The organism is Acinetobacter sp. 809848, from assembly GCF_000581275.1.
Taxonomy (GTDB): Bacteria; Pseudomonadota; Gammaproteobacteria; order Pseudomonadales; family Moraxellaceae; genus Acinetobacter; species Acinetobacter pittii.
This window is the reverse complement of sequence record NZ_JEXG01000029.1, coordinates 26,701-50,708: the sequence shown is the minus strand read 5'-3', so window position 1 is coordinate 50,708 and position 24,008 is coordinate 26,701. Positions and strand designations below refer to the sequence as shown.

At 35.5% G+C, this 24,008-nt stretch carries 23 protein-coding genes and 2 pseudogenes; 15 read left to right on the top strand and 10 right to left on the bottom strand.

Annotated features, from left to right (window positions below):
• Both J536_RS18615 and J536_RS18610 read left to right on the top strand, forming a co-directional pair.
• A partial coding sequence (locus J536_RS18615; RefSeq protein ID WP_068791393.1) for a cytochrome b occupies window positions 1–566 on the top strand: 566 nt, incomplete at its 5' end.
• Between the two features lie 340 nt (window positions 567–906).
• Entirely contained in the window at window positions 907–2,211 is a 1,305-nt protein-coding gene (locus tag J536_RS18610; RefSeq protein WP_032063591.1) for an MFS transporter, read from the top strand.
• 86 nt (window positions 2,212–2,297) lie between these two features.
• Here the strand turns inward: J536_RS18610 and J536_RS25750 are convergent.
• Window positions 2,298–2,466 (bottom strand): annotated as a pseudogene (locus tag J536_RS25750) (DUF2147 domain-containing protein); the annotation flags it as partial.
• Between J536_RS25750 and J536_RS26240 the strand changes: the two are divergent.
• Window positions 2,446–2,763: pseudogene (locus J536_RS26240) on the top strand (cytochrome b); the annotation flags it as partial. The pseudogenes J536_RS25750 and J536_RS26240 overlap by 21 nt on opposite strands.
• A 93-nt stretch (window positions 2,764–2,856) precedes the next feature.
• Window positions 2,857–3,651, top strand: coding sequence for a hypothetical protein (locus tag J536_RS18600; protein ID WP_032063590.1), 795 nt, complete (start codon window positions 2,857–2,859; stop codon window positions 3,649–3,651).
• 268 nt (window positions 3,652–3,919) lie between these two features.
• Here J536_RS18600 and J536_RS18595 read toward each other — a convergent pair whose 3' ends face one another.
• Window positions 3,920–4,357: a DUF2147 domain-containing protein gene (locus tag J536_RS18595; RefSeq protein WP_005070129.1), complete on the bottom strand. Its 438-nt coding sequence runs from the start codon at window positions 4,355–4,357 to the stop codon at window positions 3,920–3,922.
• A gap of 512 nt (window positions 4,358–4,869) precedes the next feature.
• Between J536_RS18595 and J536_RS18590 the strand changes: the two genes are divergently transcribed.
• Entirely contained in the window at window positions 4,870–5,340 is a 471-nt protein-coding gene (locus J536_RS18590) for a spore coat U domain-containing protein (RefSeq protein ID WP_005070127.1), read from the top strand.
• Window positions 5,341–5,463: 123 nt separating this feature from the next.
• Here J536_RS18590 and J536_RS18585 read toward each other — a convergent pair whose 3' ends face one another.
• From J536_RS18585 to J536_RS18565, 5 genes are all read right to left on the bottom strand, one after another.
• Window positions 5,464–6,492 carry a MerR family transcriptional regulator gene (locus J536_RS18585; RefSeq protein ID WP_005070125.1) on the bottom strand — a complete coding sequence of 343 codons (1,029 nt, stop codon included), beginning with the start codon at window positions 6,490–6,492 and terminating at the stop codon, window positions 5,464–5,466.
• 214 nt (window positions 6,493–6,706) lie between these two features.
• Complete coding sequence (locus J536_RS18580) at window positions 6,707–7,405, bottom strand: DUF1826 domain-containing protein (protein WP_032038354.1); 699 nt, start codon at window positions 7,403–7,405, stop codon at window positions 6,707–6,709.
• A 154-nt stretch (window positions 7,406–7,559) separates the two neighbouring features.
• Window positions 7,560–10,091: a TonB-dependent siderophore receptor gene (locus J536_RS26235; RefSeq protein WP_032063589.1), complete on the bottom strand. Its 2,532-nt coding sequence runs from the start codon at window positions 10,089–10,091 to the stop codon at window positions 7,560–7,562.
• Between the two features lie 67 nt (window positions 10,092–10,158).
• Window positions 10,159–11,115, bottom strand: coding sequence for a FecR domain-containing protein (locus J536_RS18570; RefSeq protein ID WP_032063588.1), 957 nt, complete (start codon window positions 11,113–11,115; stop codon window positions 10,159–10,161).
• A 30-nt stretch (window positions 11,116–11,145) separates the two neighbouring features.
• Window positions 11,146–11,652 carry a sigma-70 family RNA polymerase sigma factor gene (locus tag J536_RS18565; protein ID WP_032063587.1) on the bottom strand — a complete coding sequence of 169 codons (507 nt, stop codon included), beginning with the start codon at window positions 11,650–11,652 and terminating at the stop codon, window positions 11,146–11,148.
• 363 nt (window positions 11,653–12,015) lie between these two features.
• Here J536_RS18565 and J536_RS18560 point away from each other — a divergent pair, with 363 nt between their 5' ends.
• A complete protein-coding gene (locus J536_RS18560) occupies window positions 12,016–13,389 on the top strand; it encodes a putative bifunctional diguanylate cyclase/phosphodiesterase (RefSeq protein ID WP_032063585.1) in 1,374 nt (457 codons plus the stop codon).
• A 75-nt stretch (window positions 13,390–13,464) separates the two neighbouring features.
• On the opposite strand, the gene J536_RS18555 is transcribed toward J536_RS18560, so the two are convergent.
• Together J536_RS18555 and J536_RS18550 are read right to left on the bottom strand one after the other, a co-directional pair.
• Window positions 13,465–14,085: an NUDIX hydrolase gene (locus J536_RS18555; RefSeq protein ID WP_032063584.1), complete on the bottom strand. Its 621-nt coding sequence runs from the start codon at window positions 14,083–14,085 to the stop codon at window positions 13,465–13,467.
• Between the two features lie 136 nt (window positions 14,086–14,221).
• Window positions 14,222–14,980: an HD domain-containing protein gene (locus tag J536_RS18550; RefSeq protein WP_032063582.1), complete on the bottom strand. Its 759-nt coding sequence runs from the start codon at window positions 14,978–14,980 to the stop codon at window positions 14,222–14,224.
• Window positions 14,981–15,685: 705 nt separating this feature from the next.
• On the opposite strand from J536_RS18550, the gene J536_RS18540 reads away from it, so the two are divergent.
• Window positions 15,686–16,240, top strand: coding sequence for a TetR/AcrR family transcriptional regulator (locus J536_RS18540; RefSeq protein ID WP_032063581.1), 555 nt, complete (start codon window positions 15,686–15,688; stop codon window positions 16,238–16,240).
• An 84-nt stretch (window positions 16,241–16,324) separates the two neighbouring features.
• On the opposite strand, the gene J536_RS18535 is transcribed toward J536_RS18540, so the two are convergent.
• Window positions 16,325–16,681 (bottom strand): winged helix-turn-helix transcriptional regulator, encoded by a 357-nt coding sequence (locus J536_RS18535; protein WP_032056524.1) that lies wholly within the window; start codon window positions 16,679–16,681, stop codon window positions 16,325–16,327.
• A 127-nt stretch (window positions 16,682–16,808) separates the two neighbouring features.
• Between J536_RS18535 and J536_RS18530 the strand changes: the two genes are divergently transcribed.
• The 8 genes from J536_RS18530 to J536_RS18500 all read left to right on the top strand — a co-directional run bounded on the left by J536_RS18530 (window position 16,809) and on the right by J536_RS18500 (window position 23,912).
• Window positions 16,809–17,666, top strand: coding sequence for an SDR family oxidoreductase (locus tag J536_RS18530; protein ID WP_032063580.1), 858 nt, complete (start codon window positions 16,809–16,811; stop codon window positions 17,664–17,666).
• Between the two features lie 486 nt (window positions 17,667–18,152).
• The gene (locus J536_RS18525; protein WP_032063579.1) at window positions 18,153–19,319 is read left to right on the top strand and encodes a carbohydrate porin; all 1,167 of its coding nucleotides are present in this window, start codon (window positions 18,153–18,155) and stop codon (window positions 19,317–19,319) included.
• 12 nt (window positions 19,320–19,331) lie between these two features.
• Window positions 19,332–20,627 carry a serine hydrolase domain-containing protein gene (locus J536_RS18520; RefSeq protein WP_032063578.1) on the top strand — a complete coding sequence of 432 codons (1,296 nt, stop codon included), beginning with the start codon at window positions 19,332–19,334 and terminating at the stop codon, window positions 20,625–20,627.
• Between the two features lie 284 nt (window positions 20,628–20,911).
• On the top strand, window positions 20,912–21,616 hold the full coding sequence (locus J536_RS18515; RefSeq protein ID WP_032063576.1) for a hypothetical protein: 705 nt from the start codon (window positions 20,912–20,914) through the stop codon (window positions 21,614–21,616).
• A 190-nt stretch (window positions 21,617–21,806) separates the two neighbouring features.
• Entirely contained in the window at window positions 21,807–22,364 is a 558-nt protein-coding gene (locus J536_RS0104655; RefSeq protein ID WP_032063575.1) for a hypothetical protein, read from the top strand.
• 2 nt (window positions 22,365–22,366) lie between these two features.
• On the top strand, window positions 22,367–23,059 hold the full coding sequence (locus J536_RS18510) for a hypothetical protein (protein WP_032063573.1): 693 nt from the start codon (window positions 22,367–22,369) through the stop codon (window positions 23,057–23,059).
• Window positions 23,060–23,224: 165 nt separating this feature from the next.
• The gene (locus J536_RS18505; protein WP_032063572.1) at window positions 23,225–23,542 is read left to right on the top strand and encodes a hypothetical protein; all 318 of its coding nucleotides are present in this window, start codon (window positions 23,225–23,227) and stop codon (window positions 23,540–23,542) included.
• Window positions 23,543–23,717: 175 nt separating this feature from the next.
• A complete protein-coding gene (locus tag J536_RS18500; RefSeq protein WP_032003275.1) occupies window positions 23,718–23,912 on the top strand; it encodes a hypothetical protein in 195 nt (64 codons plus the stop codon).
• The last annotated feature ends 96 nt before the right edge of the window (window positions 23,913–24,008 follow it).

Genomic DNA, 24,008 nt, shown 5'->3' with positions numbered 1-24,008 from the left:
GTCATTTTAATTTGACTGCTCGAATACTACATTGGCTTATGGCAGTAGCGATTTTGGCCATGCTATTTATTGGTGTGGGAATGACAACCTCAATCACTTGGCGTCCGTGGTTAATCGATATCCATCGTCCTTTAGGAATCGCAATCTTATTATTGGTCATCATTAGATTAATAAATCGACTCTATTTTCCAATTCCCCCTTTGCCGCCGACTGTACCGCGCTGGCAGGCGTTTATGGCCCATGCATCACATTGGCTGCTTTATATTTTGATGTTTAGTTTGCCATTGCTCGGATGGGCAACGCTATCGGCAGGTAACTGGCCTGTAACTTTATTTCCTGGTTGGGACCTTCCACCTATAGCACCTACTAACTCTACGCTTTACGCTTGGTTCCGTACTCTACACGGAATTTTGGCTTGGTTATTATTTGCTGTGGTTATTGGTCATCTGTCTGCTGCGTTATTACATGCATGGATTTATCGCGATGGTGTATTCTCAAGTATGGCTTTGGGCTCTTCTAAACCATCAAGTAATGGATCTTCTGCTGAAAAGAAGAATGCTGATTGAGGGGAATTATTTAGCTCAGATCAGGCGGCTGAGAGGGAAAAGATTCTCGATTGTTTTTTAAATCATCTGCTTGAATCTAAAAATAATTTAAATAATAGGAAGTATGGTTTGCTTGTTTTTTGTTAGATGAGCAGACCATAGACCCCGTGCAATAAGGTGAGTTCATTACTCCGATAGAATCAAATCATCCGATCTAACTTTTTGTTTATATTGTAAAAAAATAATATTTTGACTTTATTGGCATATTATTGCTATTTTATTTTACGTTAATCGTAAATTGATTACGTATTGCATAATTAAAATGAATTAATTTAAAGCATGTCATGGAGAAGGGAATACCATGAAAGAAGTTGCATTAAGTGATTTGATCAATCAGCAGAAAATTGGACGCTATCAAAAATTTATTCTGATCACCTGTTTATTACTAATGATTATGGATGGCTATGACATCCAGTCTATGGCTTACGCAGCTCCAATGATTATAGAAGAATGGGGCGTTCAAAAATCCATGCTAGGAATTGTGTTTAGCGCCAGCTTATTTGGTTTGTTTGTCGGATCATTTTTATTAAGTTCACTCTCTGATCGGTTTGGCCGCCGTCCCATTTTACTGATCTCGACTTTTATGTTTTCGGTATTGATGCTGGTGACACCACATGTAGGCAATATTGAGCAATTGACTGCAATCCGCTTTGTTACAGGAATTTTTTTAGGAGGGATCATGCCAAATGTTATGGCTTATAGCTCCGAAATTGTTCCATTCAAATCTCGTATTTTTACCATGATGGTCATTTCTTGTGGCTATACGGTAGGGGCAATGTTAGGGGGCGGTATATCCGCCTTATTAGTTCCTTGGGGAGGCTGGCAGGCGATTTTCTATTTTGGCGGTATTGTTCCTTTAATTATTTTCTTTATCACATACTTTAAGATGCCAGAATCTTTATATTTTTTGAGTGAAGATAATAAAAATACTCCTAAGATTTTATTTTGGTTAAAGAAGTTTTATCCCACATTAACATTCAATTCAGAAATAAAAATTATTAATAACACTGAAGTTGAGGTTAAAAAGTCGCCGCTTGAGTTATTTAAAAATCAGCGCGCGTTTTTTACCTATTCCATCTGGATCATTAGTATTTTAAATATGATCAGTCTATATTTTCTGGCAAACTGGTTACCGACTTTGGCCAAAGAATCAGGACTCTCACTAAATCAGGCATTGATGATCGGTTCCACTCTACAATTAGGTGGTACGATTGGTAGTGTGGTGATGGGCCTTAAAATCGATAAGACAGGATTTTATAAAGTATTAATTCCTGTTTTTTTGGTTGCAGTGATGAGTGTTGCTTTAATTGGCTATGCGGTTAGCCATATCGTTTTATTATTTATTATCATTTTTATTGCTGGCTTTGCCATTGTTGGTGGGCAACCTGCCATTAATGCACTGTCTGCCAGTTATTACCCAGTTTCACTTCGTACTACAGGAGTGGGCTGGAGTATCGGAATTGCCCGTTTGGGTTCGGTCATTGGGCCGTTATTTGGTGGGTATCTTTCTCAATTTCTGGTTATTACTCATTTATTTGTGATTGCTGCAATACCTTCGCTACTCGTCATTATTATGCTGATTATTCAAGCTAAGTACCGATCATAAAAAACTATTACATGCATCATGCACATATTGATTGTAATTATGATCGGTGAGTAGCTACAAAGAGTTGGTTACTGCTAGTTCATGAGCTATTTAACTCGATACCACGTTTGATTTCGACCAATTGCAGAGATACCAATATATCCACGAGCAGTAAGTTTTTCGCCATCTGGTGATACTGTTAGGCTAAAGCGATAGGTCTTGTCTGACTGAGGGTCGAGAATAGGATCCCTTGTCATATTTATTTTGACTGCCCGAATACTGCATTGGTTTATGGCGGTAGCGATTTTGGCTATTGGCGTGGGAATGACAACCTCAATCACTAGGCGTCCGTGATTAATCAATATCCACTGTCCCTTAGGAGTCACAATCTTATTATTGGTCATCATAAGATTAATAAATCGAATCTATTACCTAATTCTACCATTGCCACCGACTGTACCACGCTGGCAGTTTATTACCCATGCACCACATTGGCTACTTTATATTTTGATGTTTAGTTCGCCATTGCTCGGATGGGTAATGCTATTAATAGGTAATTGGCCTGTAACTTTATGCTTATATAATTAAAGCTATAGATGCTAAGTTATAGATTTTCCACTTATTTTTTATTAAAGTAAATTAAGTATTTTAATTTATTTAAGCATTATGAATCAGCAAATATTAACAATAGTTATAACTTTGATTGCAGTATCGGGAACACTGCTTGGAGCATATCTAAATAGTAGATCAAATTATAAAATTGCTTCCGAAAAGATCAAAAGTGATGAAAAACAAAATGATTTAAAAATTAAGCTCGAACTAAAGAAAACTCTTTATTTAGATTATTTTGAACATCTATCTCAAGTTCATACATTTTTAGTTAGAATTATTAATGAGCCAGAAAGTAGAAATAAACATGAAAGTATAAGTATTCTTTCATCATCCATAAATAAAATAAAGTTGGTGGCTGAAAGCAAGATAGTTTTGAAAATTTTTGAAATTGAAGAAAATTATATTAATTTACATGCATTTATTATGAAGAATATTTTTGCTTATTCAGATAAAGAGGTTAAATATGAAAACCAAAATGCTCAACAACAAAAAATTCAGGCAGAGGTTGATGAGTTAAAAAATTTACTCAATGGTATAAATGATAAAGATGAGCTATTACATCAAGAAATAATTAAAAAACTTAAAGAAAAAAGTATTTACTTGGATAATCTTATAGATGAAAACTTAGATTTATTTTTAATTATTTTTGAACTTAGAAAAAAATTGATGAAAGAAAGCTTTAAACAAATAGAAAATCTAGAATCTTTAAACAAAGACTTAATTTTACTTATGAGGGAAGATATAGGTCTAGATAATGATTCTAATTTATTGCGATATTTTGCTAGAAATAATAGTGAAAATTTGAAAAGTGCAATATATGATCTCCTTGATTCAGCTATTAAAGAATAGGAAATCTTTAGTTAATATCCTGTATTAAAGATAAACTAAATAGGTAATGCTAAACCATTAGTGAAAAATTGATTCTTTAGAAAATTGTAGAGTGGGTGGGTAATTTGAATATTACTTTAATATTTAAATTTAATATTTTTATAAGTGATAAGTTCTTTAAAAAAGATACTTTCTATTTATAACCTAATTGGACTGTGTAACCTCTACAAATGTAATCTTTAAAATATAAAGACTATAAAATGTCGAGGTTACAGCCTTTGCTTAAAGCTTATTTAACTCGATACCACGTTTGATTCCGGCCAATCGCAGAGATACCAATGTATCCACGCGCAGTAAGTTTTTCACCATCTGGTGATACTGTTAGGCTAAAGCGATAGGTCTTATCTGACTGTGGGTCGAGGATAGATCCTTTGTCATATTTATTGTGACCGACACTTTTTAAATTTTTCACGATGGTTAAGCCAATCAAAGATTTATTTTTGTAGGTACCTTCACACATCGTACATTTGTTAGCTTCACTTGGAACAAGTATTTTTTCGATGTTTGCAGAGAGGTTGCCATTTTTATCTTGGTTAAATCTTACCAGCGCTCTAGGTTGATTGGTTGTGTCATCAATGGTTTTCCAAACACTGCCATGTAATTTGTCCGAAGCAAATGAATGAACCGAATAAAGGCTGAATAAAATTAATAATAAATATTTTTTCATATCAATGGTTTCTCGAATTAAAAATAAAGGGTTTTAAAGGCCAGAATTATTCATTTTAAATTTAACTTCACAATTTTCTTAGTATTGAATCGATAAGCTAAACAATATGTAAAGTTATAATCTATTTGTTTGGATATTATTTTGATCGATTTTTTTATGCAATTGCGAGAATGGACAGAATGATTAAGCAAGATTTAAAAGCAGATTATAAATTACTGATAATTTTTAGAAGTAGTGGAGTGATTAAACTGCATACAGTTTGATAAATAATGACAAAATTTACGCTTAGGAGAAATAAAAAACATCCACTACTTTTTAAATTAGTTAGATTGCGTGTAACTCATCACAAATTATAAAAATAATATGCAAATCATGTGATTAGTATAGATTGACACTGTGCAATATTAAGTCTTATAACTAAACAATCCTGAAAGCTGTTTCTTTAATAGGAACAGAAAAAACACAATATAAAGATGAATAGACATTAGAACAAAAAGTTAAGGAGAGAAGAAATGAAAGTCATTAGACATGCTTTATTTTCTCTGATGGGAATGTTGACAATAAATAGTGCAGATGCTGGAAATGCATCTACATCATTGAGGGTCAGTTTAACCATTCTAGAAACTTGTGAAGTTTCCACACAAGGAAACTTAGATTTTGGTTCGGTTGAACGTGCTCAACCAGTTCCTACTGCAAGAACGGATGTAACTGTGCAATGCAGCAAAAATACACCCTATCAATTGGCTGTAACCTCAGACAATAACTTTGAACTTAAATCTACTGCCAGCCCAGCATCTGTTGCATATGTACTGTATCAAGATGCGGGCCACACTCAAATTTGGGGAGGGGCGGCAGATAAAGTTCGTTCACGAATTGCGACAGGAATGAAAGAAAATATTCCTATTCACGGGGCCATCATATCAACTACGAATGTTCAGGCAACCAAGTATGAAGATTGGGTTCGTGTGAATGTTATATATTAATCGTGAAAACCAAAATAATCATAAATATCAAAACTAATTTATAAAAAAACCTGTTTTTAGGAGTGAGTAGAGTATTTTAAAAAGCTACACCAGATTATGGTGTAGCCAGCTGCTTTGATAGAACTAAGCACCACGCATTAGTGCTGCTACTGCTTTTTCCAGAAATTGTAGGGTCACTGGTTTGAGCCAAGTACCGTCAGCAAGGCTTGGTTCATTTTGCATTGCTGTACGGATTTTTTCTTGAGTACTTGGGTTTTTGCCAGCATAGCCTTGTAGCATAGAGAGCCATTGTTGTGCCAAATGCTTCGCTCCATCACTATCAGGTGTGACCTCGGCATCAATCAATTTTTCAATATCGACCAATAATTGAGGCCATTTTTTCATCTCACGAATGTAATTTTCTTTTAAAAAAGTAAACTCATCATCAGATAAATAACGGGCAAAAATACACAGCTTACTCTCAGAAAAAGCTTTAAGTAAAAACTCAACAACTTCTGGCGTTACGCCTAATTTTTCCTGAAATTCAGGCTCGGCTGAGTTTATAGCATTTAGTTTAACTAACCATTTTGGGTTAGCTCGCGTATTGTGCTCAAGAGTTTTCATCCACTTTCGAGCCAAGTCTTGAGCTGCTTCACTATTAGATGGTTCGCCAGCATTAAATAGTGCATTTGCTGCTTGAGTTAACTCTTGCCATTCTTGGTGGCTTTTAGTGCCTGCTTGTAAGAAAGTCAGTTTTTCAAGCTCTTCTTTTGTAAAGTATTTTTCAAACATCGCTATAAGCTCCAGTGTTTTTAGCCAATCCTCCAAACCAAGCTCTTCACCACTTATGATCTGAGATTTAAGTTTGCTGAGCTGATTTCGCAATTTCTTTTGCTCTGTCAGCCTTTGATCAATTGCTTGAATCTGCTGATCAATAATTGGTAAAAGTGCAAGATTGGGGTCTTCAAGAACCGTATGGATTTCGGCTAACGACATTCCCAGTCCTCGTAATGCTTGAATCTGATGCAAACGAGTAATGTCTTTACGGGTGTATAGTCGATAACCAGCATCGGAACGGACCGAAGGCTGAAGTAAACCGATATCGTCATAGTGATGAAGAGCACGGACAGTAAGTCCTGTTTGCTTAGCCAATTCACCAACTTTTAACAGCATCTTTTTAGCTCCTTCTTCCTTAGGCGTGTTTTATGCTAGGGGCTTACGTTACGTGAGGGTCAACTACTTTAAATCATATTTTTCATTATTTTTGCTTTGGTAGATATCCGAATTTATTTGATCCGTTTTCGGAATATCTTAAGAGATTAGTTAAGCCAGTTTTTCTTGGATAAAAATGATTTCAAGCCATTCCCGTCATGGAGTGGCAATATATTTAACAAATCAACAGCAATCGATACTCGCCATCTTTTTCAACAGGTGCTCGGTGAACACAAGGTAAAACCTTTTGAGTTGGATGATCTACTGCTAAACGCCAAATATGTCCCGTGCCTAAATTTACAGGTTGGGCAGCGGGTTTAGGCTGATAATGCAAATCAAAAAAATACTCTGCCAAAAATGCTTCAAATTCAGCTTCTGGGCCATCATGTAATTCTTTGAGCTTTTCTCTAATTTCGGGAATTAAAACTTTTTGTTCAACCTGATTATTGGGCACAATATCACTGGCAGCGCCGTGATAGGTACATAAGAATGTATCGGTTTCAATTGGAGAGCGATCAACATGAAATGAATATACATCTGTTGAAATGAAGCCTAGCTCTTCATCGCGTTCATAATGTTTAAGTAAGTTAAGTACTGGCGATGCGCCGAAATCAGTTAACTGCTCGATATCTTCTAAAATAGTTTTTCTTGCCAGATTGCCTTTTTCTGAAAGTTGTAGCGCTAAAAGGTCTTCAACAGAAACTTCTGTAATATTTTCTTTTAAATGAAGTTTACTCACAATCTCTTTAAAGTCGCCAACCAAATTTCTGTGCCAGCAAATCGCATTTGTCTCTCCTTGAAACTTTGTATTTACAAGTTCAGGGAAACTAGACACTTGTCTAATTTGTTTGCTGTCAGAAAACGCATTCTTCATAGGAGAATTAAATAAAATAATAGAGCATGTCTAATATTATAGCCTGAGCTTAGCTAAAAAATATTCCCTTGCAATTTATTACGCCAGCTTAAACTTACTTCAGAAGAACATTATTTGCCTCTGAAGTAAGGTCTTTAAAGGTCGAGTAATTTATTTACCACTCATATTTAACACCCACTCGAAAATTAGTCGGAGCGCCGTAATAGCTATTTGTGGTGCCTAAATGGTATTTCTCATTAAATAAGTTATTAACATTAAAGTTGAGCATTAGATTATTGTTGACCTTATAACGTGCCATTAAGTCGACTAAAGCGTAACTTTCTTGAGTAAATCTACCTGTTGCAGAGACCGCATTTTTTTCATAGATTTCGCTTTGCCAACGAACACCGCCACCAATGGTCAGGGCTTCATCAAGATAAGGCAGGGTATAGGTGGTAAACAGTTTGACTGTGTTATTTGGCACACCGGTATTTAATCGGTTGTCTTGGCTATCTTTTGATAAGTTACGGCTAAAGCTTGTGGAAACTTGCCATAAATCAGTCAACTTACCTGTCGCTTCAATTTCAAAGCCGCGACTTTTGGTGCCAGATTCTGTTCGATAGGCTTGTGAACCATCTGGAGCAAATACATCTGCTAATGCAATCGCTGTATTGTCCTCTTTAGTTTGATAAATAGCAGCGCCAACATTTAATTGATTATCAAAAAACTCACCCTTAATACCCAGCTCGGTACTATTACCTATTAATGGGTCTATGTATTCGCCTGTAACAGCTTTCTTATCTTGTGGTGAAAAAATATTGGTGTAGCTTGCATACGCAGTCCAGTTGTCAGTGAAATCATAGGTAATGCCCACATAAGGAATCACCTTGCCACTTTCTTCTTGTGTTGTGTAGGTGGTCTTATTATCAGCATCTGAATGGTTGCCAGTTACGCGCTCCCAGTCTTCAATTCGAGTGCCTAAAATGACTGCAAGATTGTCGGTTGCTTTAAGACGAACAGCACCAAAAATAGATTGGCTACGATCATCGCCACTGTACCAACCATCTATTTTTGTTTCGGGGCGGTTAGGTGTACTGCCATCCCAAGCAAAAATATTTTTTAGAGTTCCATCCCATGTCATTCCGTTATTCCAGCCCGAATAGGTTGGACGTTTATTTTTGCTTTTTGTGTAAGTTGTGCCTAACACCACGTCATGAGTTTGATTAAACAAATCAAATGAACCGTTTAAGGTTAAATTGAATAAGTCTTGAGTAGGGCGATAATCCCAACGGGTTGCATACAACATTGCCCCGCTACCAGTAGCTTTATCAATCCCTTTACTTGAGAAGGTATAACCTACAATTTCATCCGAATCTGTAATGGTTCTAGACACCATACCTTTTAATTTCCAGCGGTCATTAAACTGGTGTTCAATATCAGCAAAGTAAGATGTCGTTGAACGGTCTGAACCCGTCCAACTCGCCGCCGCTGAATCTGAACGGGACCAGTTAATCGGTGTGCCATCTGTATAAAAGCTTGGTAAACCACCTCTAGCGACACCAGTCAAATCGAGTTGTTGGTAACTTGCACCCAAACTTGCTTTGGTTTGTTCAGTTAAATCAGCTTCTAATACGGCATAAGCCACTTTACGTTCTTCGTTGTAGCGGTCGATATAAGAGTCTGACTTTTGATAGGCAAAAAGAGTACGACCACGAATACTTCCTGATTCATTAAGAGGTGTGGAAACATCAATATCGGTACGATAAGAACCCCATGAACCAATGTCAGCACTCACCGAAGCCTTAAAGTCCTGTAATGGTTTTTTTCGGACCAGATTAATACTTGCGCTTGCACTGCCAGCACCTGTCATTAAGCCATTTGCACCTCGCACGACTTCGACACGGTCAAATAAAGCCATGTCCTGACTCTGGAAAATACTTGCATATGAACTCATGAGCTTTACGCCATCGAGTAAATAGCTATCCACTTCTTTGCCACGAGCGTAAATAGGTGAGTTATCACTGCCAATGTTGCCGCCTTGTTTAATAGAAAGACCTGCTGCCTGACTCACAACATCGGTTAATTGGGTGAGGTTCTGATCTTTCATTTGTTGATTGGTGATTACACTGACCAGTTGAGGTGTTTCTTTCAAACTTAATGCCAAGCCAGTAGAGGCGGTGGTCGCTTTCGCTGTATATAAGCCAGAACCTTCGGTTGTTAAATTTTCGCCATGATCAGCATTAACATGAATTGTTGCTAAATGAGCCGTACCTGTTTCACTGCCTGCCGTATCAAATTCATTGTTATTATTTGCTTTTGTTTTAATGGCTTCTAACTGGAAAACTTTGGGTTCAATTGGAGCGGGTGGAGCCTTCACTCGGATGCTGTAACCACCATTGTTTACTTTAACGGCTTCAAATGGGTGACTTTGTAATAACAGACTTAAAGCATCTTCAACAGCGTAATTCCCTTGAAGCGCTTTGCTTTTTGTTTTTGAAAGACTGGCATTATCGTAGCTAATGGTTGTGCCTGTTTGAATTGCCAGTTGCTTAATGGCCTGATCAAGCGTGCTCTGGCGAATTGAAATACTGTAAGTTTGTGCAGCGTAAATAGACGTTGAGGTAAGCGCCGTGACCACCCATGGCGTACTCCATAGCACTGCACGTATAGCCAAAGCCAATTTACTTTTTGCTTGATAATCCTTCATGTGGTCTTCTCGACAGGGAGTGTATTTCTCTATAAGTCGAACCAGATCAAAAAAAGGGTCACATTTTTTATCTTTTTTTAATATTTAACAAATAGGGACTGTAATAGGTCAGCTCAAGTTGATGACTATAGGCCAAAGTTTCTAAGCTTTGCTCAGGGTTCTTTAGAGAAAATACCCCAGAAATTTTTATATTTTTTAATTCGGGGGCGAGATGGTAAGTTCCTTTTTTATAACGAAATAGTTCATCCAGCACTTTTTGAAGTGGCCATTGATCTACAACCAAAAGTTGTTGGGTCCAATAGGGCTGATCGTTATCGAGAGGAAGAGCTTTTGATATATATTTTTCATCAAAAAAAGCACGTTGACCTTGTTTTAATATTTGGCGTTTAGACGAGTTCTCTGGTTCAATGGCTACCGCATGTTTATAGACTTTGACTTTGGTTTGTTCGCTATTTTCTTGACGAACCGTAAATTGAGTACCTAAGGCTTCTACTGAACCATTCTTGGTTTCGACAATAAATGGCCGATGTTGAGCATCCTTTGCCGTTTCAATATAAATTTCTCCATCAATCAGCTTTATCTGACGTTTCTCTTGCGTGAAATTTACATCGACATAGCAATCACTTGCCATAATCAGTTGAGAACCATCCTTTAACGATACTTTTTTAATTTCACCCACTTTGGTGTGATAGTCCGACTGCCATTTTTCCCAAGGTATGAAATAGGCAGACAAGCCAACGATGACTAAACCTGAAAGGCTCAACAGCATATTGCGTTTTGCAGCAAGATTAAATTTTTGATTAGACTGAACTAAAGCTTTGGAAGGGAAGTTACCTGCGAGGTTTGATAAACCGTGGCTAAATTTTTCCATTTGCTGGAGTGCTAGCTGGTGTTCTTTTTTTTCGGCTTTCCACTGCTCAAATTGTTGTTGCTGTAATGCTGTCATTTCACCCGAATGTAGAAGTACCAACCAGTCTGCGGCTGCATCTAAAACATGAGGAGGAGTTTTATTAATAGCTGACATACAGTAGAAATTTGAGCGCGTTGAAAAGGGTTAATTATAAAGGTCTATACAAGCTAAAAAAGCTTGTTTCATATCTCTTTTCACAGTAGCTTCAGAAATATTCATTTTTTCACTAATTTCTCGATAAGTCATGCCGTCTAGTTGAGACATCAAAAAGACCTGAGCCGTGCGGGTAGGTAGTTTTTCTAATATTAAATGAACTTGATATAGGGTTTCTTGAATATAAAGTTCATGTTCAGCAGAGGGATAATATTCTTCTGGAAGATGCTGTAGGGCGTCTAGATATAAGTTTTCAATATGCTGACGGCGCCAATAGTCAATCATGACATGCTTGGCGATCCCCATAAGCCATGCCTGTGGTTCCTTAATTTTTTGAAAACAATATCCACTTTTTAAAGCACGATAAAACACTTCCTGACTCAGGTCTTCAGATTGATGATGGTGCTGAATTTTGTGTTTAAACCATGATAAAAGCGTAGTTTGCTGAGAACGGTAAATTTGGCTAAACCATACCTGTTTCTCTACATTGAAGTTCATAGCGGCGGAGTCCACAAATTGGCAATGAGTAGCGCAATTAAACACACAGTTAAATTATTCTTAAATAGTAATGATAATTATTATTAATATCAACAAAGAGGGCTCTATATTCTAAAAATTCTTATGCTCTAATTTTTCGCTATTTAGGGCCTGTACCTTAGTCGCAGACACATGTATCGTTAGGGGATGATCCTTTAAAATTATAAGGTGATTGAAAAACAAAATTATTCAATTAAACAACCGGACTGTGCCACCACAATTAAAACAACACCCACCTCAAGATGAGTCATATAAAAATAAATAAAACATGAGGTTTTATTGGTGAAAATTGACAGGGTATATCACTGATCAAGCTTGGGGTTTATGAAGAAATATTTTACGGTTGATTTATTTATGATAGCTTCGTCTTACTTTAAAAAACGCAAAAAAAATTACCGTACCGTAAAGGATCAGCAGCTTACAATCGCCGCAAAAGCCAATATCTTTATTTGCATTATTTTTTGTTTGTTTTGGACCACATATTTTATATTTGCAAAAATGTGGTTAATTGTGGGTATGGATATCATTTTTACACTGATCTCTATATTTAGCCTTTTTCTCATTTATATAAACCGCATTTCAGCGGGTATTCTTTTATCTCAAGTCGTTCTGCTTGTTTTTCCAGTCATTTTTTGCTTATTTTTTGATGTCGCTACAAGTGACCGTCCGCAAGTGGCTCAATTGTTTTTACCCGCTGGGGCGATATTGGGATATTTGAATTACCGTAGAAATCCAAGCTTTTTACAAGCTGCTTTAATTCTTTTGTCGATTGGATGCTTTATATTTTTTAGTGGCAGCTCTTTTAATCTTGAGAGCGCCATACCTTTACCGGAAGATATTCGTGACCATGGGGGATGGATTGCAACTTGTGTCGCTACGCTCATGATCTGTATTTCAATTTACACCATGCAATTAGAGATACAAACCGAAAGCACTATGGTGCAAGACTTACGCTTAGCACTTGCAAAAGAACAGTTTGAGCTTTTTTATCAACCGCAAATTAATGCTTCTGAAGCGCTAATTGGTGCGGAAGCTTTATTAAGATGGCATCATCCTGTTTTAGGATATATTCCCACAAAAGATTTTATTCCATCGGCACAAAGTTTTGGGTTAATGCCAGAGATCGGGGAATGGGTATTGGCTCAAGCCTGCAAAGTTTTACAAAAGTGGAGTAAAAAAGCTGAGACCAAAGATCTTACACTTTCAATTAATATTAGTGCTGATCACTTTATGCAACCAAACTTTGAGCAAACTGTAATTGGGATGATTCAGAAATATGAGGTCAATCCATCTCGTCTCATATTAGAAATTACTGAAAATATTGCTTTAACGAATTGTGTAAGCATGATCGAAAAAATGCAGTTCTTATCTAAACAAGGAGTTCAGCTTTCTCTTGATGATTTTGGTACAGGTTATTCATCTTTAAGCTATCTACAAAAAATGCCCATCAGCCAAATCAAAATTGATCGTAGCTTTGTACAGGCAGCATTGGATGATAAACGCAGTAATAAATTAGTCACAGGCATTATTAAAATTGGATTAGATCTGAACCTCCGAGTGTTGGTAGAAGGCATCGAAACGCCTGAACAATTTAGTGCTTTTAAAAATAATGGATGTACTGAGTTTCAAGGATATTTGTGGGGCTGCCCCATGCCTTTAAATGACTTTTTAAAACTATTATCCCATTTCAAAAAATAGGCAAAAGTATAATTAACAATCTTAATTTAACAGCAGAACTCTAAATATAAGAGATCTGCCTTACATTAAGTTTAATTAATCAAACTTAGTAACGTCTGGTACTGACTCTAAATAATCAAAGAATTGTTGTATTTGTTCTTCTGTTACACGTGCTGTAGAAATAGGTGGTAACTCATCTCTACCAAAGAATCCAACTTCGGGTGTTTCAATACTTGGTGTCAGTTCACCATCAATAATTTCACACCAGAAGAAAGCCTTATACACATGTAAAAACATTGGAGGATGTGGGTGCTTAGTTCTATCTGTTAAAGCCAATAACTTAATCGCCTTAACTCGTAGACCTGTCTCTTCTATAACTTCTTTTTCAGCATTTTCCGATGCTGAGTAACCTACGTCAGCCCATCCACCCGGAACAGACCATTTCCCGTCTCCAATTTCTTTTGCTAATAATAATTTATTTTCTTTAAAAACAACTGCTCTAACATCTAGTTTCGGAGTCGCATAACCTACATCTTGGAGCACGTTATTAATAAAATTTTCTGTTTTGATTTCTTTTAATTCTAATAAATACTCAATGTGCCCTAAGAGTTGTTCATAACGTTCTTTGTCATAAACATCTTTTGAATAATGTAAACCTGTTTGAGCAATACCAGTAATTTTATTTAAAGTTTCTAACCACTTCACTGAGTCATTCATTGCAACAGAGGCCTTCATGCTTATATCTTTCAGCTATAGTAAGACATAGTCAGACGAAGCACTATTAAACAGTTGTTAACTGAAATTTCAAGCTGAGTCTTAATAGGTTTTGTACGATTAATAGCTCTAATTAAATTTACTCTTTATATAAATTTGACTTAATCATGAGCGGTAAACCAAGACTACTTAATAAACTAGTTCGAGAATTTGTTACATTCTTAGTTTCTAAATTAACAAGCTCAATAAATTCTTTATTAAATTGTTTTCTAGGATATTTTTCTAAAATTTCATTTCTAAAAGAGACGGGAAGTCTATATAGACCGTCACTAATCACATCACAGGATGCACCTTGCTGTAATAGCGTAATTTCTGCTGGGTCAGAGTGATCTATATAACCGTTCATATGTAAGCAGATAGCATCTTTAATAACTCCACTTTTCTTCTCATCAAAGCTATGTTCTTTAGCCTTTAGCTCAAATTGTTTAGCACTCTCATAAGTAAAACAGTTACAACCTTTACTATGAATATGTTGCTCAGTTAAGCCAATATCATGAAAAAGTGAGGCTATTAAAAGTGACTCATCATCAAATTGCTGTTTTTGTATATTGCCTAAAGCAGCGCCCCAGAAATAGGTGCGCCATGAATGATTATAAATAGATATACTTGCTTTAGCTTCGAGCTCATCAAGCGCGACTTTAACCATTTGAGTATCTGGTATCACGATCTGATCAATATCAAAATCATCTAAAGTTTTGAACCGAAAGTAATTTATTTTTATAGAGGCCATAACACTTGGCAGCATAATTTTTTGAATTAACTTAACTTTCTCTTTGAAGCTGAGCTGACCATTTGTAGCTTGCATCCAGTGATATGAACCAATTCTTTTAGTTTTCATGATTAGCTCTCATTTTAGAGTAATTACTCTAAAATATTATCATAGATAATTTTTTGCAAGTTGTATCTTTTAAGACCTCGTTAGAACTTTGATTGATAAGCGTTTTATAAACCCCAATTTAACAATAAATTTTAATTATTTATCCTTACTTTTTAATGATCTATTTTAAAACAAATGTCATTTTGTGTGCTTGACTGAAAGAGGACTGAATATTATTCTTCGCCTGCTGGCCACATTGCCAGTCGGTCGTCGCGGACCGCTTTTTTCGACCACATCAGGATTATTTCTTCTGAGGAATAGTCTTGTGTGAGCATCTCCTCGTTCCCTCCCGTAGCGGTAGGACGGGAGAGGGACACCTTCGGGTGTGCTGGAGTCGAAACCAGTCCGCGAACCCTCTTCCGTTCTGCCACCATAATTTTAATGTCCGGCAGAACTCCCAATAAAAAGGAGTTGGCTTTGCACATCCATTATTTCTTGGCAGCCTTTGCCAAAAGCTATAACGACACAACTTAAACATGTAAAGCAGTTTGATCGCCGTAAGGTTTTCAGGCTTTAAATTACTTCGTCTAAAAACTTAATCAACAATAAAACTTGAGATGTGCCAAGCACAGTCTTACGGGCTTTGCTGTGCCTTTTTTCTCCCAAAAAAGATGGCCGATTTTATATCTCATTTATATACAACAATAATTTGATAACGGTAAGACTATGCCAAATTTAGTTCTCTCAACACGTGCTATTCAAGTCATCAATAAGTCGATTGATTTATTTCACCACCACGGATTCCATACGGTTGGAGTCGACCGAATCGTGAAAGAATGTGAAGTGACCAAAGCAACTTTTTATAACTTTTTTCATTCTAAAGAGCGGTTTATTGAAATCTGTCTAATTGTGCAAAAAGAACGTTTAAAAGAAAAAGTAGTTTCAATTGTTGGGTACGACCAGAACACAAGCGTGAAGGATAAACTCAAGAAACTTTATTACCTCCACACCGATTTAGAAGGGATGTACTACCTTTTATTTAAAGCCATTTTTGAAACGAAACTGACCTATCCAAAAGCCTATATCACCGCGGTGAGATATCGCACATGGCTACTTAATGAAATCTATAGCCAGCTTATAAAACTCAAAACAGATGCTACCTTTCAGGATGCCAAGCTATTTTTATATATGATTGAGGGCGCAATTATCCAGCTTTTAAGCTCAGATGTGACAATCGAGCGGGAAAGAGTGCTTGAGTGTTTTTTGCTGGGGTTTGGGTAAAGGAGTACGGACTCTAAGTTTGTTGATCAAAGTTAGATGAAGATATATCAATCGTGAAGCAAATTTAAATATGCAGAGATTTGCTTATAAAACTAAGTCTGAACGAGGCTGCTGTTCTAATAACTGAGATATATTATTTTCAAGCCAATCCGTTAAATCAAAAAGTCTATCGGAAGCTTCTCGGCCAAAGTCTGTTAATTGATAATCTACTCGAGGGGGCACTTCAGCATAATCCTGACGATAAATAAAACCATCTTGCTCGAGTAACTTTAAGGTTTGTGCCAGCATTTTTTCACTAATCCCATCAATTAATTTTTTTAATTCATTAAAGCGCAAACGCTGATCACGTAATGCAACTAAAATTAAAACGCTCCAACGGCTTGTTAGTGTTAATAAAATTTTTCTAGATGGACAATTTGCTGCAAAAACTAGACCTTTCATTGCTCATTACCTGCATTACAAAAGTTTACATTTAATGCTGAACTTACTTTTAGGTAAGTACTTACTTTTAGTAAGTGAAGATACTACGATGATTGAAATATTTCAATTACATCAGATGGAGATCACCATGCGTATTGCAGTTACTGGTGCAACAGGTCAACTTGGTCAATTCGTTATTTCTCAATTACTTGAACGGACCGAAGCAAAAAATATTGTGGCATTAGTCCGTAATCCAGAAAAAGCTTTAGATTTAAGTTCAAAAGGGGTAGAAGTTCGTCCTTTTGATTATGTTCATGACGTAGAAAAACTTTCAGAGCAACTACAAGGTATTGATAAGCTTTTATTAATTTCATCAAATGAAATTGGTCAACGTACGGTACAACACCAAAATATTATTAATGCAGCAAAACTCGCACATGTAAAATTTATTGCTTACACAAGTTTATTAAAAGCAGATGTAACACCGCTTTTACTTGCACAAGAACATGTTGAAACTGAACAATATTTAAAAGCATCAAATATTCCCTATACGTTATTACGTAATAACTGGTACAACGAAAATTATGCAATGGGTCTTAAACAGGCGGTTGAGCATGGCAAAATTTTTGGGGCAACTCATCACGGTAAAATTTCTTCTGCTTCACGCTTAGATTATGCAACTGCGGCCGCTGTGGTATTAACGCAAGACGGGCATGAAAATAAGATTTATGAATTGGCAGGTGATACAAGTTATACGCTTGATGATGTTGCAAAATGGACAAGCGAAATCACTCAAAAAGATATAACTTATCAAGATTTACCTGAAGCAGAATATAAAGCACTTTTAGTGCAGGTTGGTGTACCAGAAGGGTTTGCTCATATATTGGCAGATTCGGATGAAGGCGTATCTAAAGACGGTTTATATAGTGATAGCAAAGATCTGCATCAGCTCATTGGCCGTGCAACGACAAGTATGCAAGAAACTGTGAAAGAGTTTTTAAAATAAGTAGAAGCTTTTTTAGAAAGATATTTTAAGTTAACAATATATTTATCCCTTGTCTGAAACCAAAGAGGCTTGAATTGATCTAATTCAAGCCTTTATTTATTTGAATTAAAAGATATAACTATAATGATTTGTGGTTTAAGTTTTTGATATTTAAAAATTAATAATAAGCTTGTTCGATTATCTAATAGTCTAAGTATTAAAAAATAGTATGTCATTTTTAGACAAAATTCATGTCATTCGCACACAAGTCAAACCAATATAAATATGTTGAAATCAGATTTATCAAATGGGACTGAAATAAATAAGTAAGCCAAAAATTATCGATATTTATTAAATATAATTTATTAATTTGTGGCGGAGGATATGCAAAAATTATCAGAGTTAGTAAATATTAAATTGAGCTAGAAATAATTATTATGCCAAGTTTTTAATTATGAAAATATAAAACTAGGAAAATAATTAATTATATTTAAAGGAAAGGATTCTATGTATATATCTAAACAAGGATGTATAGGTACACTCATGCTTTTATATAGTATGAGTGCAAATGCAGAATTGAGCCTAAAAGACAATTTCAAGTTCACAGCTAATTTTATTGATTTAGCGATGTATAGCCAAGAAAGTGCTGTAGATGACAATTTTACTAATTCAGCAGGTTTGTTTTTAAATACTGAAATTAAATTGGCGAATGAAAGTCATGACTTTGGGGTTTTAAAAGCACAATATGTGTTTAATGGTTTAAATGATGATGCACAGCTAAATACTTCAAACAATTGGTTTGGAGGAGTAGGAAGTTATGTCGGTGGAGCAATTGCTGCCAATGATTTGGCTTCATCCCAACTCAGTTTGCTGACTTGGGATAAGTATTGGAATGATAAAAAACTCTATACGTCCGTTGGGCGTACCAATCTAAGACGATATTTCCTCTATAACAATTGTCAAAATATCCTGTTGTGTACTGACCCAATTAAAGGCGCAATGGGTTCATTGCCGACTAACTATGCGTATTGGGGCGGTTATGCCAAATATAATTTATCAGACCATATCTATATGCATGCAGGGGTTTTTGAGGTCAACACAGATGATTATGTCTACAAGAAAAAAGGATTAGATTTTTCCTTTCACCATCAACTAGGTTACACCCAAGTATATGGTGTGGGATATAAAGATAAAAACACTAAAGCAGAGTTATTATATTTTTATAATAATTCCGAATATTGTAATGCCTATACTCAAGAAAAATATAATGGTACAGATGGTTTGAATTTTAGGTTTAACCATGATTTTAATAATCAGAATATTCCAACGGTATTTGGTGCTTACTCATATATTGATGAGAAAAATCAGCCTTATAAAAATTATTGGGAATTAGGATTAAGCTATAAAATTAATCAAGGAAAGAATCATTTAGGCGTGAAGTTCGGTCAGTCTCAACTTAATGATGATTATGTTTTAATGACAGAGAAAATTAATGGTAATAATAATAAAACAACCTCTTTTCTTTCTTTAGATACCGATATTAATTACAAACGCCTAACTCTAAGCCCATTCGTACAATACATCTGGAATCCAGATAACTACTACCGCTCTACAGGAAAAGCCTTCAATAGCAATGTGATTGTCGGTTTAGTCACTCAAATTAAGCTCTACTAAGGGAAAAAAGAGATGAAGATTACAAGAATTAGCTTACTGTTCACTGGTCTATTCGTCAGTAGTGTCGCTTGTGCTGAATATAGCTGTCAGCAGTTGGAACTAAAGGACTGTCCAACGATCGTGGATAAAAAATTACCTGACCCACATGATATGTTGACATGGACACAACAACAAAGGGTGGTGGGCTTTCGAAATACATTCCGTAGTTATGATGGCAGTGTTTTTCACCCCGATAAGAAAAATATACTGGCACTTCCAAAACTAAAGAACAGCATTAAAAATAAAGATATCCATTACTCAGTAGATGGTAAAAATTATAATTTAAATGATTACTTAAAAAATCAAAGTGTTGCAGGTCTGATTGTATTAAAAGATGGAAAAATTGCTTATGAATATTACGGACAAGGCAACAATGAAACGACTCTATGGACTTCTCGTTCAGTGGCAAAGTCTATTGTGGCAACATTAATTGGAGTCGCTATTCACCAAGGCAAAATCAAATCGGTAGATGATCCAATCATTCAATATTTACCAGATTTGAAAGGAACGGCTTGGGAAAAAGTCTCCTTAAAACAACTTTTGCAACACACTTCGGGTGTTGAGTGGAATGAAAATTATAAAGATCCAAATTCAGATTTTGCAAAAATGACCTATTGTGAGGCAGCTAACGATCCAGATGCTTGTGTCTATAAAAATGTGAAAAACCTGAAAGCGAAATATGAGCCAGGAACGGTATGGTCATATAGCACAGGTGGGGCATATCTGGTGGGTAAAGTCTTAGAAGCAGCAACGCATGAAAATATTGCTAAATACCTAGAAGATAATGTCTGGAAGCGGGTAGGCATGAAGCGAGAAGGTGTTTGGCAGTCCTATACCCGTAATCAAGTTGACATGGGTGGACATGGGTTTAATGCAACGTTACGTGATTATGCGCGTTTCGGACAATTTATATTGAATGAAGGGCGTGTTTCTAATGGCGACAAGATGTTACCCGATGGTTGGATAGCCCAAGCGACTAAATGGAATCAAGCGAAAGGCTCTATCTCAGAAAACTATCCAAAAGGAATATATGGTTTTCAATGGTGGAATTCACATGCCAAAAAAGGTTCGCCATTAAGCACACAAAATTCTGATGAAACTTTCTGGGGACTGGGTATTTTTGGGCAGATGTTAGCCATTAACCCTAAAGACAAGATTGTTATGATGCAGTGGAGCACATGGGAAACCGCGATGCCTTCTGCTGAGCTTGATAATGAAAAAAGTTTATTTTTTAATGCGGTAACTCAGCATCTTACCGAGCAAAAATAAGCAGTTTTCTATGGCTTAGATTGTCATGAAATTTTAACTTGATATTTAACAATGGTAATTTTAGAATCCGCCCAACTAATTTTTAGGAGCTTCAATGTGAGTACTTGCTCGAGTGACAGTAGTCGATCGGTAATAGTCTAAGTATCCACTGAAGTCCTGACAGACCTCTTTTTGTGGATGCAAGAAGAGGTTTTTTATTTTCATCTTTTCATTTCTATTATTAACCCATGATCTAATCATGTTGGGTTGCAGTACTTGCATGTGCTCCATGACTTATGGGAGTGATGCCAGTGTTATTTACTTTAAAGAAACGCTCACTTATTTCTAGTTTCTGTTTATTCGCATTATCTAATGCAAGCTATAGTGGACGACCTATGGTTGTTGACGATGCCGCTCTTGTTTCTCCAAAAACTTGTCAGCTAGAAACATGGGCACAGCATAACTCTGACAGCAAAGAATATTGGGCAACACCAGCCTGTAATTTTGGTGGCAATTTTGAATTTGCTGTAGGGATGGGGAGAGTAAATGATGATACTGAGCATGTCAGTTATGCAACTCTACAAGGTAAGACCTTATTAAAGCCTTTAGAAACGAATGATTGGGGAATCGGCTTTTCTTTTGGCACTCAAATCAATACTAAGGATTCTTCAAACAAAGATTGGACGTTTAATGTTCCTTTAAGTCTTTCTACTTTGGATGATAAATTTTTAATCCATGCCAATATGGGATGGTTACGTGAAAATACCACACATAAAAATCAAACCACGTGGGGAATTGGAACCGAAACACAACTTGCTAACCCATTAACGTTCACTGCCGAAATATATGGTAATGACCGAAATGATGCCTTTTATCAAACAGGTTTTCGATACATTGTCTATAAAGATTTTGTTCAATTAAACGCAAGTTATGGCAACCAAATTTCTCATCATGATAATGCTTTTTTATCTGTCGGATTTGTGCTTCTAACAAAGCCATTTTTACCTTAATGACTTAGAAATATCTTAATAAAGTATTTAAAAAAAGTGCTCTTTTAAACAGGAAAGGGCACAAACAAAGAAATTTAAAAAGGTGAGCATATATTTCATTCAAAGAAATTTTCTCTCTCTTCTTTTGATTTCATCTAAAACATAAAGTAAAGTGCGTTCACAAGATATTAAATAAAATTAATGGCTTGTTATGAATATTATAAAAGGTACTAATTTTTGGAGATTACTTTCTATTATATTAGGTTTTATTATTTTTCTAGGATTGTATTATTTTTTTATTGTATATCCTAAGGATACAGAGCAAGCCAGAATAAGATTTTCAGAAGAAGTCATGGCTTCTTTTTTTTGGATGGACTTATCTGATGAAGTGGAAATAAACAGTATTATTTTAAAAGAAGGGCTAGAGTTAAACCCTATTAATGATGAGATATATATTAACGATTTGAATGGTTTAAGCTCATTTTATGTTTGGAATGGTGAATACAAAGAAATGAAAGATGTCTTAAATAAATATTCTGAGTATTCATATTTTGGTAATAAGGGCATTCGAGGATTATGCTTAAAGCTTATGTTTGTACAACAATATAATCAAAAAATTCAGCAGAAAAATTATTCTTCACCAAGGCTATTGGCATCAAAAAAAATTAATAAACGTAATCTGGAAACTATCTCTCCATGGTTAAATGATATGAAGGCTTTTGATGAGTTTTATAAAGCTAAACACATGATTCCAAATTGTAAAATATAGATATGGCTTCTAAAAATTTTCTTTCTACGCTTGCACGGAAAAGTAAAGAAAATAGAGGAAATATAGCCTTATGCTCTATTCTTTTTATTATTCCTTTATTTGTATTTCCTACTCATCCTAAAAACGAATGGCAGTACGAGCTATATCAATACATCACACAAACTATGCATGTGACTGTTGGTACGAAAGGCCCATTACCGTTTTTTACGATTCTTTATAGCCTTTACATAACTATAGTCATGTTCTTTGTTGGTTGTGTTATCTGCTCTTTTTTTATTAAAAAATATGGGGTTAATAAAGCTTATCAAGAAGAAATTTATAAATTCTTTTTCAAAGCCGAATTTGAATCTTCAAAAAAATACCCTTGGCTAGAAAAGCCTCTAATTAAAAAGACTTTAGTCTCAAGTACATTTGCTGGGTGTTTTGTCATGGGAATTTTTCACTTTATTGAGGATGATATTACTCAGCAAAGGCCTAGACGTAGAGGTGGACTCATATCATTCTGTTATAACTATAGAGTCGGGGTTATGTTTTGGGAAATCATAAGTACTGCCTTTAGCATTTTTCCTATTTTTTATTTTGGTCTTTTATTCTTATACATCATTAATTATTTTTTTCGCGGGTTAGGTACAGGTAAGGTGGCTATTCCTTTAGAGGTATCAAGCAAAAAACGAAAGAGAACTAGGAAGGTCTGATATTTTTCTTTTGAATTGATAAAACACATTTCACTTAACCTATCAAAAAATGTGACAGAATCTAACTTTTTATAACCTATAAACGCGACTATCCTAATTGGGCTTGAACACAATCTTTTGAAGTGTTCCTTTTTAGTTTAGTTAGATTTTTTAGGTATTTAAAAAATGAATAAAATGCACGTAACTTTAGCGGTGATTATTGGCTTAATTATTGGTGGTGTAATCGGTGCTCTAGGTTACTCTAAAACTGCTGCGCGTTATGACGCGATGACCACAGCCTGTGTCATGGTAAATCAAGCAGTTGAACATGGCATCTTACAACCAGAACAAGTCAAAGAGCTTGGAGAGTTAACTGGCCAAACCCTTAAAAATGATTACGAGTCAGTTGCCTCTAAATTTAAATTCTCTGAAAAGCAATTAGGTAATGCATCTGAAGGTTCTAATTGTAGTCAGTTTATTGTTGGGGTAAATGCCGCACAATAACCATTAAGAAGCCCACAGTGAGTGGGCTTTTTTTATAATGTTTAATTAGGGCATCTACAATATTAACTGAACATACCATTTATAGACTGCTATAATAATGATCAATTCAAAATCTGAAATATAAGCTTGCCTAAAGGCAGGCTTTTAATATGTGTAATTAAGTCTGCTAGGAAATATGAAACGCTATTTAAAACAAACTGAATCGGCTACGACTAATTGGACAACAGAGCAAGACTGCTTCTTGATCGAAAATAATTCTCTCTCAATTTACGAGCTCATCGAACATTTACCTTTTTCTGAAGAAGAAATACGAGTGCGTCGAGCTGTTTTAGGGCTGGTAAGACGAGATAAGCAAATGAAAACATATTAATTTTACCAAATGGTAAAAATGATATGAAAATAAATGTTTCTAATTATCTCTATTCAACCATGCATTTTTGCGGATGAGTTATCAAAACCATAATTT